The 16,680-nt window shown below is 61.1% G+C and carries 10 protein-coding genes; 3 read left to right on the top strand and 7 right to left on the bottom strand.

The window, feature by feature from the left end; translation table 11 throughout:
- Window positions 1-36: 36 nt before the first annotated feature.
- A complete protein-coding gene (locus ACMDCM_RS02560) occupies window positions 37-432 on the bottom strand; it encodes a transposase (protein WP_412772102.1) in 396 nt (131 codons plus the stop codon).
- Window positions 433-1,287: 855 nt separating this feature from the next.
- Window positions 1,288-2,982 carry a methyl-accepting chemotaxis protein gene (locus ACMDCM_RS02555; protein ID WP_412772101.1) on the bottom strand — a complete coding sequence of 565 codons (1,695 nt, stop codon included), beginning with the start codon at window positions 2,980-2,982 and terminating at the stop codon, window positions 1,288-1,290.
- Between the two features lie 4 nt (window positions 2,983-2,986).
- Between ACMDCM_RS02555 and ACMDCM_RS02550 the strand changes: the two genes are divergently transcribed.
- Window positions 2,987-3,145, top strand: a complete 159-nt coding sequence (locus tag ACMDCM_RS02550; RefSeq protein WP_412772100.1) for a hypothetical protein — start codon at window positions 2,987-2,989, stop codon at window positions 3,143-3,145.
- Window positions 3,146-3,699: 554 nt separating this feature from the next.
- Here the strand turns inward: ACMDCM_RS02550 and ACMDCM_RS02545 are convergent.
- Window positions 3,700-3,852, bottom strand: coding sequence for an aa3-type cytochrome c oxidase subunit IV (locus ACMDCM_RS02545; RefSeq protein ID WP_412772099.1), 153 nt, complete (start codon window positions 3,850-3,852; stop codon window positions 3,700-3,702).
- Window positions 3,853-4,565: 713 nt separating this feature from the next.
- Between ACMDCM_RS02545 and ACMDCM_RS02540 the strand changes: the two genes are divergently transcribed.
- Complete coding sequence (locus ACMDCM_RS02540) at window positions 4,566-5,291, top strand: Crp/Fnr family transcriptional regulator (RefSeq protein WP_412772098.1); 726 nt, start codon at window positions 4,566-4,568, stop codon at window positions 5,289-5,291.
- 192 nt (window positions 5,292-5,483) lie between these two features.
- A protein-coding gene (locus ACMDCM_RS02535; RefSeq protein WP_412772097.1) for an IS630 family transposase occupies window positions 5,484-6,426 on the top strand; the annotation gives its coding sequence in 2 pieces (ribosomal slippage) (window positions 5,484-5,819 and window positions 5,821-6,426; 942 coding nt in all).
- A gap of 173 nt (window positions 6,427-6,599) precedes the next feature.
- On the opposite strand, the gene ACMDCM_RS02530 is transcribed toward ACMDCM_RS02535, so the two are convergent.
- The 4 genes from ACMDCM_RS02530 to ACMDCM_RS02515 all read right to left on the bottom strand — a co-directional run bounded on the left by ACMDCM_RS02530 (window position 6,600) and on the right by ACMDCM_RS02515 (window position 15,886).
- Window positions 6,600-8,096, bottom strand: a complete 1,497-nt coding sequence (locus ACMDCM_RS02530; protein WP_412772096.1) for an efflux transporter outer membrane subunit — start codon at window positions 8,094-8,096, stop codon at window positions 6,600-6,602.
- A 124-nt stretch (window positions 8,097-8,220) separates the two neighbouring features.
- The gene (locus ACMDCM_RS02525) at window positions 8,221-11,505 is read right to left on the bottom strand and encodes an efflux RND transporter permease subunit (protein ID WP_412772095.1); all 3,285 of its coding nucleotides are present in this window, start codon (window positions 11,503-11,505) and stop codon (window positions 8,221-8,223) included.
- A complete protein-coding gene (locus tag ACMDCM_RS02520; RefSeq protein WP_412772094.1) occupies window positions 11,502-14,615 on the bottom strand; it encodes an MdtB/MuxB family multidrug efflux RND transporter permease subunit in 3,114 nt (1,037 codons plus the stop codon). The genes ACMDCM_RS02525 and ACMDCM_RS02520 overlap by 4 nt, the downstream gene beginning before the upstream one ends.
- Entirely contained in the window at window positions 14,612-15,886 is a 1,275-nt protein-coding gene (locus tag ACMDCM_RS02515; RefSeq protein WP_412772093.1) for an MdtA/MuxA family multidrug efflux RND transporter periplasmic adaptor subunit, read from the bottom strand. The genes ACMDCM_RS02520 and ACMDCM_RS02515 overlap by 4 nt, the downstream gene beginning before the upstream one ends.
- Between the last annotated feature and the right edge of the window lie 794 nt (window positions 15,887-16,680).

Raw genomic sequence — 16,680 nt, 5'->3', positions numbered from 1 at the left:
CGACGACCGCCGTCGTTTCTCGACGTTGGCAGGCAGCTATCTGGAATCGGCCGGGCCGAGCAGAGCCTGAAGCGTGCCTTGCTTTCCCGACTGACGGGATGAGGCAGTGACTGCGGCTTCTTCCAGTCTCATTTTCTCAAGCAAGAGATCCGTGACTATTTTTCGGAGGCGCTGGTTCTCGAGCTTAAGCTCTTCCAGGACGTGGCGCATCTCTTCGATCGCTGGCGGGCTGGCTGGCGGCTCGCGGTCGTCGGCGCGATGTCGGAGAATATGTGCTTCAGGCTTGGGCAAAGGCAGTTTCCGCCACCGGTGAAGCGTCATGACGCTAACGCCAAGCGCCTTGCAAACGTCCACCTGGGAATTGCCTGCGCGAGCAAGCTCGTCTGCCCGGGCAAGCTTCAAAAGAATTTCCTCGTGCGAATGTTTCTTCATCTTCCCGCCCAATACGCTCGAATGGCTGTCCCCCGACAAACCATCTCGAGCCGACGCCAGAACCTAAGTTAATACTCACCTAAAAATAGCGCCACCACAGAAATATTTAGCAGTCCGGTGCCGGATGAGTGTCGGCCATCATCCGCTCTCGGCGCAAGTTAGTCATTGGTGTTAGCTGCACTGCAACGTAAAACATGCGATCGGCAAACCATATCTGCCAATCGCCGCAGTCGAAACCCATTTAATCAACATCCGATGGTAATCAACATCCGATGGAATATTGTTATCGCTAACATGCGGCGAAATGCCGTGAGAACCGTATCCGGCAGCGCTATTCCCTATTCCCCCAGAATGAGATAAGTGCCCACGATCGGTCCCGATCCTCGTGGGCGAATTTGGATCTCCCGCTCGTCATCCTCTATTCTTTGCAGCGCTTATTCGCAGCCGGAACGCCGTTCACTCTGCCGATAGATTTTATCGTAACGTGCGGTGAAGGAAACGGAACGTCTCATTGTTCCGCGCTTTGTATCATCGATTGATGTTTTTGCGAAGCCCAACAACGCCCTGCCCTTCCCTCCCGCGAAAGCCATGTGCCTTCCATTCCGGGCGAGATCGCGCTTGAAGCAATTCGCGGGACCGAATCGATAACGGCCGAGACGGGAAACCGAAACATCCCCGTCGCGCCGCCTCCGGTCGATCGAATTAACCAGAACACGGGGACGGAGAACATCACCCGTCAGTCCGTCGCTGGAGCGTTTTCAAGCGAAGTGGCTGCCGGTTCGCGTCAAGAAAACGCTCCAAATCAAAATCATAGAGTCCCGCTTCTGATTCCATCAGAAGCGGAAAGGCTCTAGTCTACGCGACGCGAACGGAGTTCAGGAAGTTGCTCACCTCTGCCTTGAGCCGGGAGCTGTCGCGCGACAGCGTCTGGGCCGCGGACAGCACCTGGGACGAAGCAGTTCCGGTTTCCGCCGCGCCGCGCTGGAGATTGCCGACGTTCGAGGAGACTTCCTGCGCCCCCTGCGCAGCGTGCTGCACGTTGCGGGAGACTTCCTGGGTGGTCGCGCCCTGTTCCTCGATCGCGGACGCGATCGCGGAGGAGATTCCCGAAAGCTTTTCGATGGAATTGCGGATCTGGTTGATTGCCGCGACGGATTCCTGCGTGGCGGATTGAATGCCGCTGATCTGCTGACCGATTTCGCCGGTGGCCTTGCCGGTCTGCTCGGCGAGCGCCTTCACTTCCGCTGCAACGACTGAAAACCCGCGGCCGGCTTCCCCGGCGCGCGCTGCCTCGATGGTGGCGTTCAGGGCGAGAAGGTTGGTCTGACCCGCGATACTGTTGATGATCTCGACGATGTCGCCGATGCGCGACGCCGCGCTCGACAACGCGCTGACGCGCTCAGTCGCCGCATGAACCTGATCGACGGCATCGCCCGCCATGCGCGCCGATTCCTGCACCTGATGGCTGATTTCGCGAACCGAAGCGGTCATCTCCTCCGTGGCCGAGGCCACCGAATTGACATTCGAGGAGGCTTCGTTCGAACCGTTGGCGACGCGTGCGGCAAAATCCTTTGCATTGTCGGCATTCGACGCGAGCGTGGTTGCGGAAGCCTCCAGTTCTGTCGCCGACGTCGCAACAGCCTCAACGATTTCGCCAACCGCCGCCTCGAAGGAATCCGCGATCTTTGTCATGTCCGTCTTGCGCTGGGCGTCTGCCTGGCGCTGCATGGAATTGACTTCTTCCCGGCTGAAGCGAATCAGCGTCTGCACGGTCTGAAGGTTGCGGAGCGCCATGCCGATTTCGTCGTCGCGCTTGATCTCGATGCGATTGTCGAACTTGTCATGGACGAGGTTCAGCATCGTTTCGCTCAGATGGTGCATCGGCTCTTCGAATGCGCGAAGCGTCTGGCGCCCGACAATGCCTCCGGCGGCGACCCCGGCAACGGCGAGGAGCCCAGAAGCGAGGCCCCATGTTCCACCGGCCATGGCGCCGCACAACACGCCGCATGTGAGCAGAAAAGCGGCCTGCAGCGTAATCAGCGTCGTCATTCTCGCCCGCACCGTGCGGGTGAACAGCCCGAAACGATCGAAGAACGATCGTTTCCGGATGATGCCGGCATCGATCCGGTACGGATGCGGCCGCTTTTCGCGAATGGCGGCATAAACGTCTTCCGCCAGGGCGCGCTGGTCGGCGGCAAGCTTGGTGCGGATCGAGGTGTAGCCGGTGACCTGTCCGTTCGCGCGAATCGGCGAAGCCGTCGCCAAAACCCAGTAAAAGCCACCGTTCTTGCGGCGATTCTTGATCGCGCCAACCCAGGGCTTCTCCGCCTTCAGGGTATCCCAGAGATCTTCGAACGCCTCCGGCGGCATGTCCGGGTGGCGGACGATGTTGTGCGCCTTGCCCATCAATTCTTCGAGCGAGAACTCGGCTGCGTCGATGAAATCCTCATTGACGTAGGTAAGACGACCTTTGAGATCAGTCCTGGAAACGATCAGCGTTTCGTCGGAGACGGGATATTCGTCATCGGTAACCGGAAAATTTTTGCGCACGGGGATGCTCGTCGATCTGGTGGGGTTGAAGCAAGCGTTACGTCCGATGCGCTGCCATGACGCGATTCGCGAGGAATTGCGTGAGCAGAAACCGGTAGCGACGCCCTCAAAAGCTTACCTGGGAAGAACGCACATCAAAGCTCGTGACATCTGGGACAAGTGAACCATCGCGGAGGCACCTTCTGTGGCTTACCGGGGTCTCGAGCTCTCATGCGTATCGGAAACAGGATGGCGCAGTTCGATTAAAATTCGGTAATGGCGACTCCCATATACGGCTTTTGGTGAACAACAATGCAGCCGCGACGCTGGATCAAGTCAGATTGCTGGATACGCTGAAGAAGACACAACCGAGTCTCGTCGTTGACGGAAATTACGTCCGAACCCGGACGCATCTTAATTCGAATCTGGGACGTCTCGAATTTCGGAAGATCCGAGACCCGAATTCCCGTCGGAGGATTGCGGATGAGTTACATCACGAGGCGTCGTCGTCGGGTTTGGTTGGTCAAAAACCCGCCTCTAGCTAGAACGAGCTCTCGCAGCGCTTCGGCGCAAAAAAACCGCCGGCAACGGTTTGAAATTCCATCGGCAAGCTGGCGCGCCGGACCGCAGTTAGCGGCGTCGATCAGTACTACAACGTGGTCGGCAGGCAGGCCGTCGACCACGCACAACTAAAGCACCAACCACATTGCAAACGAAAATCCAAAACGGCGGCTGGTATCAGATAAGGAAAATTGCCAGCAACACGACCACAGTGACGACGGTCGCCGTGCCCAACATCCCTATCTTGAGGAACGTCTTATACTGCTGCTCGTGCGCCGGGTAATCCATTCCTTCCGCCGTCGAATACACAATTTCGCTATGATCGGACATGTCAAGTCTCCAAGATACTGTTGATCTTGCGCCTCTCGCGACGGCGATCGGTGAGACATATAGCTGCCCGCGGTCGCCGCCCATTCATGCGGTTCTGCGGGCTTATCCTTGCGGGTGTTCGCGACGGTAAGCGGTGGTCTGACGTTGACCATAAGCTATAGCCAGAGAGAATATGGTTATGACGCCGGTAACAAGCGCGGTCACAATGATTGTCTCGGTTGGCATGTCGATCTCCCCTTTTTGGTTTCGACGAGCCAAGAATACATTCAAATCACATGCATGTTATGATCTAGCGCAAAGACGCGGAAAATTTTGGAGGTCCTGAGTTCGGGCGCGTTCTAATCATGCGATATTCGGATATGACGTAGAAGATATGACGTAGAAGATGAGCCCGATGGCGAACAGCAAGATGAAGCCCTGCGCCCCGATCTCCGCCCAGCCGCCGCCATCGTGAACCGACAACGGCCAGTGCCGTGAGAGGTGCAATCGGGCCTTGCCGTTCACTCGTCAGCCCAGAAAATCGCGCGCTCGCAATCGCCGCTCATCGCTCAAACTTTTGAGATTGCGGTAGCGCAACAATTCGGGTCCGCCTTTGCGCGATCGCAAAGACAGAAAACGTTGTGGGATGCAGAATCCGTCTAGAGAATCAGTAACTCGTCGATAAAGGGAGGGTATCTCGGCTCGGCAGACGGGTACCCTCAAGCTGGAGCAGTATGAACACGCCCCGGAAGGACATCCATAACTCCAACGTGCCGAAGCTCTGTCAGAGCTGTGAGGTACGGCACAAGGGTATGTGCGGCGCGCTCAACGCCGACGAACTGGTGGATTTCGCCCAATTCACGCGTGTCGTGAGGGTATCCGCCGGCGACGTTCTCTTGCAGGAGCAGGGGCCGATCGGGTCCTATGCCAATGTCATGCGTGGCGTGCTCAAGCTGACCAAGACTCTGGCCGATGGTCGCCAACAAATCGTCGGACTTCAATTCGCGCCCGATTTCGTCGGACGACTTCATCAAGACGAGAGCCCTGTCCGGGTCGAAGCCTGTTCGGATGTCGATATCTGCAGCGTAACCAGGAACGCGCTGCAGAAGATGCTCGAAGAAAATCCGACCCTCGAAGCGAGATTGCTGCATCAAGCCCTTCGCGAAGTCGATCAGGGCCGGGAGTGGATGCTGGCGCTTGGACGAAAGACGGCACGCGAAAAGGTGGCGAGCTTTCTTATGATGATGGTTCGGCAGCTCGATCCGTCTGCAGGAGGCGACGCCGCTACGGCTTTCGATCTTCCGCTGACGCGCGCCGAAATTGGCGACTTTCTCGGCTTGACGATTGGAACAGTTTCGCGCGAGCTCACGCGGCTGCGGCACGTCCGAGTGATTCGGATTTCCTCGCACCGCCACATCGACGTTCTGGATCTCGAAGCGCTTCGCCAATGCGCCGGTTAGAGCCTTCCGCTTCTGACGGAATCAGAAGCGGGGCTCTATGATTTTGATTTGACGCGTTTTCTTCACGCGAACCGGTCCCCACTTCGCTCGAAAACGCTTTAGACCGGTTCCTGTTTAGGCGGAATCGGATTTTGGTTTTCAAATCAGGGGTCTTCTGATTCAAGATTCTTGCTGGATTGGAGGCCAGCAAGGATGGGACGACCACTTTCTGGCGATCTTCGACGGCGGGTTGTGGCAGCGGTCTCGAAAGGTGAGAGCTGCCGCTCGGTTGCCTCACGGTTCGGGGTTGCGATTTCCTCGGTCGTGAAGTGGTCTCAACGCTATCGTGCGACCGGGTCCGTTGCGCCGGGCCAGATGGGCGGCCATCGCAAGGCGGTGCTGGAAGCGCATCGCGCCTTTATCGCGGCCCGGATCCGCCAGACGCCTCATGTGACGCTGCACCAGCTCAGGGACGAATTGGCCGCGCGCGGCATCAAGGTCGGGCATAATACGATCTGGCTGTTCCTGCGGCGCGAGGGATTACGGTTCAAAAAAAACACTGTTCGCCCTTGAGCAGGGCCGGCCCGACGTCCTGCGCAGACGTCGACGCTGGCGATCATGGCAAGCGGGCCTCGATCCTCGCCGGCTGGTCTTCATCGACGAGACCTGGATCAAGACCAACATGGCGCCGCTGCGCGGATGGGCTCCAAAGGGCGAGCGCCTGCGGGCCTTCGCACCGCACGGTCACTGGCGCACACTGACCTTCCTCGGCGCGCTGCGCTGGAATCGCCTCACGGCCCCTTGCGTCTTCGACGGGCCAATCAACGGCGAGTGCTTCCGCGCCTATGTCGCCCAGCAACTCGTGCCGGTTCTCAAATCCGGCGACATCGTCATCATGGACAATCTCGGCAGCCACAAATCCGCAGAACTGCGCCGCATGATCAACGCCGCAGGAGCCAGGCTCTGGTATCTGCCGCCTTATTCTCCCGATCTCAATCCAATCGAGCAGACCTTCGCAAAGATCAAGCATTGGATGCGCATCGCGCAAAGGCGAACCATCGACAATGTCTGCCGCACCCTCGGCGAACTCGTCCAAGCCATCCAGCCAGCAGAATGCCAAAACTACTTCATCAACGCAGGATACGCTTCTACCTAAATAGGAAATGCTCTAAACGGAACGGTCCTTCGCGGGGAAGCCCCTTCTCAAAAATCAACTCACGCCGACGACCGCGCCATTGGACGAGGCCTGGCAGATCCCGGAACGCCTTCAGCGTCGAGCTTCATTGGATTGCCGCCCTCGGGTCCACGAGCATGTCGGCGAACGGGCCCCTACAGATGGGATGGGCGATATGCGCCGAGGGCTGTCGCCCGCTCGGGGATCCAGCCGCCGCCGAGCGCTTGAAACAAGCTGGTGGCTGCGAGCAACTTCGTCAGTCGCACCAGGACCAGGTTGTTCTCCGCGGTGAAAAGCGTCTGCTGGGCTTGCAGCACCGTGATGAGGTTGACCGTGCCGCCGCGCAACTGGGTTTCGGCGACATCGAACGCCTTGCGCGACGCCGCCACGACTTCAGCCTGCAGCCGCTCCTGCCGAGTATATTGGTGAAGAGCGACGAGGGCCTTTTCGACATCGGCGAAAGCCGACAGCACGGCTTTGCGATAGGTTTGCAGATATTGTAGCTGGACGCCCTTCGCCTGCTTTAACTGGTTCTCGAGCAGCAAGCCGTCGAAGATTGGCTGCGTCAAACTCGCCGCAAGCGTGTAGTACCACCCACCCGGTCCGAATAGCGATGCCAGCGCCGCACTTTGCGAGCCGGTCTGGCCGGTGAGTTGAATCTGCGGGAAAAAGGCGGCGCGCGCCGCTTCGACGCTGAAATTGGACGACGCAAGCTGCGCTTCTGCCAGGCGGATGTCAGGCCTTTGATACAGAAGTTCCGAAGGCAGGCCGGGCGTAATCCGCGGGACCGTGATTTGTGTCGTCGTTCCCCCGCTAACCTTGAAATCGGCGGGCGCGCGCGCAATGAGGACTGCAAGGGCGGCAATGTTCTGTCGCAGCGTCACTTCAAGCGGCGGAATCGCGGCGCGCTGCGTCGCCACCAGCGCTTCCTGTTGCGAAACATCGAGTTGCGAAGCTGTTCCGCCGGTGAACTGCTTCCTGATGAGATCGAGAATGCGCTCGGCGGCCGCGAGATTGCGGCGGGTGACGCGCAGTTGATCCTGCGCTGCCAGGATCTGGAAATAGGTATTGGCGACGGTCACGACCGTTGTGAGAGTTACGACGTCGCGGTTGTAGCGGGCGACCGTCGCATTTTCCTCGGACGCGTAGAGCGTGGCGCGGTTCTTGCCCCAGAAGTCAAGCATGTAACTCGCGGTAAGTCCGGCGCTAAATTGCGAAAACTGGAACGAAGGCGACGCGGTGCCGCCGGTCGAGGACGCCGCGCTGCGCACGCGCTCGGCGTTCGCCGCTCCGGTGATCGATGGCAACAGCGGCGCGCCCGCGATCCCGACCTGCGCGTCGGCCTGGACGATCTGCGCGTAAGCCACGGCAATGTCCAGGTTGGCAGTCTGCGCTGCTTCCATCAGCGAGGTCAGTTCGCTGGATCGAAACCCGCGCCACCAGTCGATCGAAGGCACAGCCGCGTCCGGCGCGGCCGACGATGCTTCGCGGTATTTCCCTGGAATTGGGAGATCGAGCGCCGGACGCTCGCTGCCGAGAATGCATCCGCACAGGACCGGCGCAAGCAGCGCGAGCGAGACCAGCGGCGCGACAGGCCGCGCGCGGCCGTCTCGTGCGGCCGTGCGGATAGACCTCTTAATCTCGCTGTGCATCAGGGCCCCAAACGCTTTGTCGACGTAGTCGTGTCTTAGCACTTACAAGGGGGCGACCTCACCGATTACCACGGCATGCATCGCCATGTCGTCTCCTTGTGTTGTCGATAGGCCACATGCGCTGTCATTCCCCGGGCTGGGCCTGCGGCGGCAGCCTGTGCTGCCGGCCGGCCTTAAGACGCTTCGACCACAGCCGGAACCGGTCGAGATAGAGATAGATGACAGGCGTCGTATAGAGCGTCAGCATCTGACTCAGGATGAGGCCGCCGACGATGGCGATACCGAGCGGCCGCCGCAATTCGCTGCCCTCGCCCATGCCGATCGCGAGCGGCAGCGCTCCGAGCAGCGCGGCCATGGTCGTCATCATGATCGGCCGGAACCGGAGCAGGCTGGCTTCGTAGATCGCTTCGGATGAGGACAGGCCGCGCGCGCGTTCGGCCTCAAGCGCAAAGTCGATCATCATGATCGCGTTTTTCTTCACGATGCCGATCAGCAGGATGACGCCGATCAGCGACATGATGCTGAACTCTATATTGAACGCCATCAGCGCCAGTAGCGCGCCGACACCCGCCGACGGTAACGTGGACAGGATCGTGAGCGGGTGCACGTAGCTTTCGTAGAGCACGCCGAGGACGATGTAGATCGTCAGCAGCGCGGCGAGAATCAGGAAAGGCTGGTTGTTGAGCGATTCCTGGAACACCTTCGCGGTGCCCTGGAAGCCGCCGTGGATCGTCGCCGGGACGCCGATCCGATCCATCGTCGCCTCGATCGTGGCGGCGGCTGTGCTGAGCGAGACGTTCGGCGGAAGGTTGAACGAAATGGTATTGGCGACCAGCAGTCCCTGATGGTTGACCGCGAGTGGCGTCGCGCCCTGTGCAAATCGTGCGACGGCCGACAGCGGGATCATCGTTTCCTGGCTGGTGCTCACCGCCGAGCCCGTCGAGGATGCGCCCTTGCCGGTGGCGCCGATCGAATTGGTCGCGAGATTGCGGGCGGCCTGGGCGTTGGCGGAATTCGCCGATGCCGATTGGCCCGGCGCAACGATGGTTCCGGCGACCGCATTGGTCGCCTGCGAGCCGCCCACCGAACCGCCCGAGGTGCTGATGAAGACATCCTTCAGCGTTTCCGGATTCTGCCAGAAGCGTGGCGCCACTTCCATGATGACGTGATATTGGTTGCGCGCGACGTAAATCGTCGATACCTGACGCTGACCGAAGGCGTCGTACAGCGTGTTGTCGATCTGGCTGACCGTAATGCCGAGTCGCGCGGCGGCGTCGCGGTCGATCACGACATTGGATTCGAGGCCCTTGTTCTGCCGGTCGCTGTTGACGTCGGCAAGATCAGACTCCTTCTGGAGCGCGGCGGTGATCTTCGGCGTCCATTCATTGAGTTCCTCCAACGACGGGCTTTGCAGCGTATATTGATATTGCGCGTTGCTGGCGCGCCCGCCGGCGCGAATGTCCTGCACGGCCAGGAGGAAGAGCGTCGCCCCGGGCACCACGGCCATCTCGCGGCGCAGGCGGCCCATGACCTGGTCGGCGGAAATCCCGCGCTGGCTGCGCGGCTTCAGCGAAACGAACATGAAGCCGGAATTGGTCTGGCCGCCGCCGGTGAAGCCAACCACGGTCTCGACCGCGGGATCCTTCTTCAAGATCGTGACGAACTGCGTGAGTTTCTGCTGCATCAGTTGAAACGAGATGCTCTGGTCCGCCTGGACGATGCCGATCATCCGTCCGGTGTCCTGCTGAGGGAAGAAGCCTTTCGGAATGATATCGTAGAGGTAAAAATTGAGGCCGAGTATCATGAACAAAACCGCCATCACCGAGCGCGGGTGGCGCAGCGCGACCGCGAGCGTGCGCCGGTAGCCGTTCAGCATTGCGTTGAAAATCCGCTCGCTGGCCTGATAGAGCCGACCGTGAGCGCGGTCGGCATCGCGGCGCAACAGCATGGCGCACATCACCGGTGTGGTCGCTAGCGATATCACCAATGAAATGACCACCGCGATCGAGATCGTCATCGCGAATTCACGGAACAGCCGTCCCACGATGCCGCCCATCAGAAGAATCGGGATGAAGACCGCAATCAGCGACACGCTCATTGAAAGCACGGTGAATCCGACTTCCTTCGCGCCGAGCAGCGCGGCGTCGAGGCGGGGCATCCCGGCCTCGATGTGGCGCGTAATGTTTTCGAGAACGACGATGGCATCGTCGACCACGAAGCCGGTGGCGACCGTCAACGCCATCAGCGACAGATTGTCGAGGCTGTAGCCCACCAGGTACATGACCGCGAAGGTCGCGACCAGCGAGACGGATACCGCGACGACGGGAATGAGCGTCGCGCGGCCGTTGCGCAGAAAGACGAAAACCACGACAACCACCAAAAAGACGGCCAGCAGTAACGCGATTTCGACATCATGCAGGGATGATCGAATGGTGGTCGATCGGTCCACCGCGACGTTGAGGCTGATGGCCGGCGATACCGACGCGCGCAATTGCGGCAGCAGCGCAATCACGCGATCGACGATGCCGATGATGTTGGCGCCGGGCTGCCGGTAAAGAATGATGAGGACGGCAGGCTTGCCGTTGGCAAGACCCGCGTTACGAAGGTTCTCGACCGAGTCGGTCACTTCGCCGACATCGGAGAGACGAACGGCTGCGCCGTTGCGATAGGCCACGATCAGCGACTTGTATTGCTCCGCCTTGTTGGCCTGATCGTTGGCGTAAATCTGATAACGCCGCTCGCCGACGTCGATGCCGCCCTTCGGGCTATGGGCATTGGCGCTGGAGATCGCGGCGCGGACGTCTTCGAGACCGATGCCATATTTGTAGAGCGCCTGCGGAATGAGTTCCACGCGCACGGCCGGCAGCGAACTTCCGCCAACGGTGACTTCGCCGATTCCTTCCACCTGCGAGAGTTTCTGCGACAGGACGGTGGACGCGGCATCGTAAAGCCGGCCGCGTTCCAGCGTGTCGGAGGTCAGCGTCAGCACCATGATCGGCGCGTCGGCGGGGTTGACTTTGCGATAGATCGGGTTGGCGCGCAGGCTGGTCGGGAGATCCGCGCGGGCGGCATTGATCGCAGCCTGCACATCGCGTGCCGCGCCGTCGATGTTGCGGCTGAGCCCGAACTGCAACGTAATGCGCGTCGATCCAACGGTACTCGCCGACGTCATCTCGGTGACGTCGGCGATCTGGCCGAGGTGGCGCTCCAGCGGACTGGCGACGGTGGTGGCGACGTCCTGCGGACTGCCGCCGGGCAAGGTCGCCCGCACCGAGATGGTCGGAAAGTCGACCTGCGGCAGCGGCGAAACCGGCAACTTGAAGAACGCGGCGACGCCCACCACCGCGAGCCCGATCGTGAGCAGCGTTGTCGCGACCGGGCGGCGGATGAACGGAGTCGAGAGACTCACGGCTCGGCTCCGCCGGCAACGTTTCGGCCGCTAAGCGATTGCCCGGAGATACGCAGTGCGAGGCGGTCGAACCAGAGATAGATCACGGGCGTCGTGAACAGCGTCAGAAACTGGCTGACAAGCAGGCCGCCGACGATCGAGATGCCGAGCGGGTGTCGCAACTCCGAGCCTGCGCCGGTACCGAGCATCAGCGGAAGCGCGCCGAGCACCGCGGCCATCGTGGTCATCAGGATGGGACGGAACCGCAACAGGCAGGCCTGATAAATCGCGTCGCGCGGTGCCCTGCCCGCATTGCGTTCGGCGTCGAGCGCGAAGTCGATCATCATGATCGCGTTCTTCTTCACGATGCCGATCAGCAGGATGATGCCGATGATCGCGACGATGGTGAGATCCTGCCCGGCGGCCATCAGTGCGAGCAGCGCGCCGATGCCGGCGGACGGCAGCGTTGAAAGAATCGTGAGCGGGTGGACGAAGCTCTCGTAGAGCACGCCGAGCACGATATAGACCGTGACGATCGCGGCCAGGATCAGGAATATCTGGTTCGAGAGCGAGGATTGGAACGCCAGCGCCGCGCCCTGAAAGGTGCTGATGACACTCGCCGGCAGCCCGAGGTCGGCTTCCGCCTGCTTGATCGCGGTTACCGCCTCACCCAGCGAGGCGCCTGGAGCGAGGTTGAACGAGATCGTGGCCGCAGGAAACTGCCCGAGGTGGCTGACCTGCAACGGCGCGGTCTCTTCGCGGATTTTCGCCAGCACCGACAGCGGCACCGGCGTGCTGCCGACCGAGGATGGTAGATAGATCGACGACAGCGCCTGCAAGGAGTTCTGCAACGACGGGTCGGCTTCGAGTATCACGCGATACTGGTTCGAATTTGTGAAAATCGTCGAGACGATCCGTTGCCCGTAGGAATCGTAGAGCGCGTTGTCGATGGTCGCGGGCGTAATGCCGAAGCGCGCCGCCTGATCGCGATCGATATCGACGAACACCGAAAGCCCCCGCGCCGAGACGTCGCTGGTGACATCAGCAAGCTGGGGAAGCCGGTTCAGCTTGTCGACCAGCTTCGGCGTCCACTCGGAGAGCTGCGCGGCGTCGGCATCCTGAAGCGAGAATTGGTATTGCGTCCGGCTGACCGTGCCTTCGATCGTGAGATCCTGCACCGGCTGCATGTAGAGGTTGATGCCTGGAATGGCGGCTGCACGAGCCTTGATACGCCGCATCACCGCGACAACGCCCGAGCGGCGCTGATCGAACGGTTTGAGATTGATCAGGATGCGGCCGCTGTTGAGCGTCGTGTTGGCGCCGTCAACGCCGATGAACGAGGACAGGCTGGCGACGTCCGGATCTTCGAGGATGGCGGAGGCCAATCGCTGCTGGCGTTCCGCCATCGCCGTGAAGGACACCGATTGCGGGGCCTCCGAGATCGCCTGAATGACGCCGGTGTCCTGCAGCGGGAAGAATCCCTTGGGAATGAGGATGTAGAGCGCGCCGGTGAGCGCGAAGGTGCCGAGCGCGACCAGCAGCACCATGGTCTGGCGGTCGAGCACCCAGTTGAGGGCGCGGCCGTAGATGACGATCAGCCGGTCGAAGCCTTCGCGGCTGTAACGCTGGAAGGCGTTCTCGTTCTCCTCGGTCGCCGGCCTCAGAAGCTTCGCGCAGGCCATCGGCACCAGCGTCAGCGACACGATGCCCGAGATCAGGATCGTGACCGAGAGCGTGATCGCAAATTCGCGGAACAGCCGACCGACCACATCGCCCATGAACAGCAACGGGATCAGCACGGCGATCAACGAAACCGTCAGCGAGATGATGGTGAAGCCGATTTGCTCGGAACCGCGTAGCGCGGCTTGCAGCGGCGTCTCGCCCGCCTCGATATAGCGCGAGATGTTCTCGATCACGACGATCGCGTCATCGACCACGAAGCCGGTCGCGATCGTCAGCGCCATCAGGGACAGATTATTGAGACTGAATCCGAACAGGTACATCGCGCCGAGCGTTCCGACCAGCGACAACGGCACGGAGAGGCTCGGGATCAGCGTCGCGCGCGTGCTGCGCAGGAACACGAAGATCACCAGCACGACCAGGATAACCGCCAGCGTCAGCTCGTATTCCACGTCATGCACCGAGGCGCGGATGGTGACGGTGCGGTCGGTGAGAATGTTGACCTCGATCGCGCTCGGGAGCGAGGCCTGCAACTGCGGCAGAAGCTCCTTGATGCCGGCGGCCACCGAAATCACATTGGCGCCCGGTTGTCGTTGCACGTTGAGAATGATCGCGGGTTCCCGGTTCATCCAGGCGCCGAGCTTGTCGTTCTGCGCGCCGTCCACGACGTCGCCGACGTCGGAGAGGCGGATCGGCGAGCCATTCTTGTAAGCGACGATCAGCGACTTGTAATCGGCCACCTTGCGGATCTGGTCGTTGGCGTTGATGGTGTAGGCGCGCATCGACCCGTCGAAGTTGCCCTTTGGCGTGTTGACGTTGGCGTTGCCGAGCGTGGTGCGCAGGTCGTCGATGTTCAGCCCGTAGGCGGCGAGCTTGCGAACGTCGGCGCGGATGCGCACGGCCGGACGTTGACCGCCGCTGATGCTGACCAGTCCGACGCCGGGAAGCTGCGAAATCTTTTGCGCGATCCGCGTGTCGGCGAAGTCCTCCACCTGCGTCAGCGGCATCGTCTTCGAGGTCAGTCCCAGCGTCAGGATCGGCGCGTCGGCGGGATTGACCTTGGCGTAGATCGGCGGCGCGGGCAGATCGGAAGGCAGCAGATTGCCCGCCGCATTGATCGCGGCTTGTACCTCCTGCTCGGCGATGTCGAGCGAAATGCTGAGTCCGAATTGCAGGGTGATGACCGAAGCTCCGGCCGAACTCACCGAACTCATCTGCGTAAGGTTCGGCATCTGGCCGAGTTGCACTTCCAGCGGTGCGGTGACGGAAGACGTCATGATGTCCGGGCTCGCGCCAGGATAGAACGTCTGCACCTGAATGGTCGGGTAATCGACTTCGGGAAGCGCTGCGACCGGCAGGAAGCGGAAGGCGAGCAGACCGGACAGCATGATCGCCGACATCAGGAGCGTGGTAGCGACCGGCCGCAGAATGAATGGTCGCGACGGGCTCATTGCTTTTGGCCACCGTCCGGTCGCTGTTTTTTGGCGCCGTGGCCGCTCTGCTCTGTCGTCGACGCCGGGTTGCCGCCCTGGCCGGCTTCCGCGCGTACGGCGATCTTGGCGCCGTCGCGCAGCTTGTCGGCGCCGTCGATGACAACGCGATCGCCGGGGTTGAGCCCGGACAAGACCTCGACATGGACACCGTCGGTGACGCCAAGGTCGACCTTGCGGACGGACACGGTGTTGTCGGCGTTGACGAGATAGACGAAGGTGCCCGGCACGCCGCGCTGAACGCCGGCCGTCGGCATGACCGTGACGTTGCTGTGAGTATCGACCAGGAGTCGGATGTTGACGAACTGGTTCGGATAAAGCGTGCGCGCATCATTTGGGAACCGCGCGCGCAGCTTGATGGTGCCGGTTGTCGGGTCGATCTGGCTGTCGAAGGTTTGCAGCGTGCCGTCGGCGATCTTGTTGGCGCCACTGCGGTCGTAGGCGGTCGCCGGCAGGGTGGCCCCCGCCTGGAGACGCTTTGCGATCGCCTGGAGGTTGTCTTCCGGAACCGTGAAAAGCACGCTGATCGGATGCAGTTGCGTGATGACGACCAGGCCGTTGGTGTCACCCGGCGTCACGTAGTTGCCCTGATCGACCTGCCGCAATCCGACGCGGCCGTCGAGCGGCGAGACGATGTGGCAGAATTGCAGGTTGACTTCGGCAGCTTTCACGGCCGCGTGATCGGCTTCGACAGTGCCTTGATATTGAGCGACCAACGCCACCTGGGTATCGAGCGTCTGGTGCGGCACGGCGTTTTGGGCCGCCAATCCCCGATAGCGGGTCAGATCGACCTGTGCGCCTTTCAAAAGTGCCTGGTCGCGGGTCAGGTTGCCATTGGCCTGCGCCAGCGCGGCCTCGTAGGGGCGCGGATCGATTTCCGCGAGCAGGTCACCTTTCTTGACCTCCTCGCCTTCCTTGAAATCGATCTTCATCAGGTAGCCGCTGATCTGGGTCCGTATGGTAACCGTGGCCAGCGATGTAACCGTGCCGAGAGCATTGAGGTTGACGCCGATATCGCCCTTGCCGACAACTGCAACCGCCACCGATGTAGGCGGCACAACGCGGCCGTTTGTCGCCGACGGTGCCCGATGCTGTCGCCACAGCAGGACGCCGGCGCCGACCAATAGAATCAGCAGAACGAGCCATACGAGACGCCGGCGCGACCTGTGCGGGCTGACCTGCGCAGGCTCGGCAAGCTGGGATTCGTGAAGGGGATCTACAGGCCGGTCCATGAGTTCGCTGTCGAGGTGTTCACAAACCTTGCACAGAGGCAAACGAAAGCTCGGGCAGTTGCAGGTCTTGAAACGGACTCAAACCCTGCCCCCTGTCCACCCAAGCAGCGACAATTCGGCGCTTGTACGATCCTATCACACTGAAACGGACCGCCTTGCGATTATCGCCTTAATTTTCCATAACGAAACGGATGCTGGAATGTAAGGGCCCGGTCAAGAACCGGGCGATAGTCCGCGAAATCCGTTGGTTGCGAACTGAGCCGCTATTCCGGCTGGAATCGCCGATCATTCGCATTGTCCGGCCGGCGGTTTCACCAACCGTCGCGCCCGTCCGAGTAACCCGCCGGTGATCTCCGTCACTGGCGGATTTGTGCACGCGCCGGCCGCAACCATCGGAACAAACGTCAGCACCGCGCATCAGTCGCGAAAGGACGGCCCTGGCATTCCAATCGCCTCCCGGAAGAGGCTGCGGGACTCGTCGGTGCCGCCCCCTCACCGGCGGATTTTTGTGCGGCATGCCGAACCCTTTCCCGGCAATGCGCGTTATCGAATCGGACGAGTTCAGCACACCTCGTCCACTCCCTAGAGAGCATAGACCCGCCGGAGACCCCACAAAGTACCGGCGGGTTTTGTCTTCTAATAATTGGCGTTTTCGAGCGAAGGGGAATCCGGTTCGCATGAAGAAACGCCTGACTCGAGATGCCGCTCTCACCGAGCCGCTGCTCCCACTCCCGTAAGCGAGCTTGCCATCGCTACGGATGATCGAAGACCGGCCCGGATGCTGGCACGAGCAA

Source organism: Nitrobacter sp. (assembly GCF_047149785.1).
In the GTDB taxonomy this organism is placed as follows: domain Bacteria; phylum Pseudomonadota; class Alphaproteobacteria; order Rhizobiales; family Xanthobacteraceae; genus Nitrobacter.
This window is presented reverse-complemented; position numbering and strand designations above follow the sequence as displayed.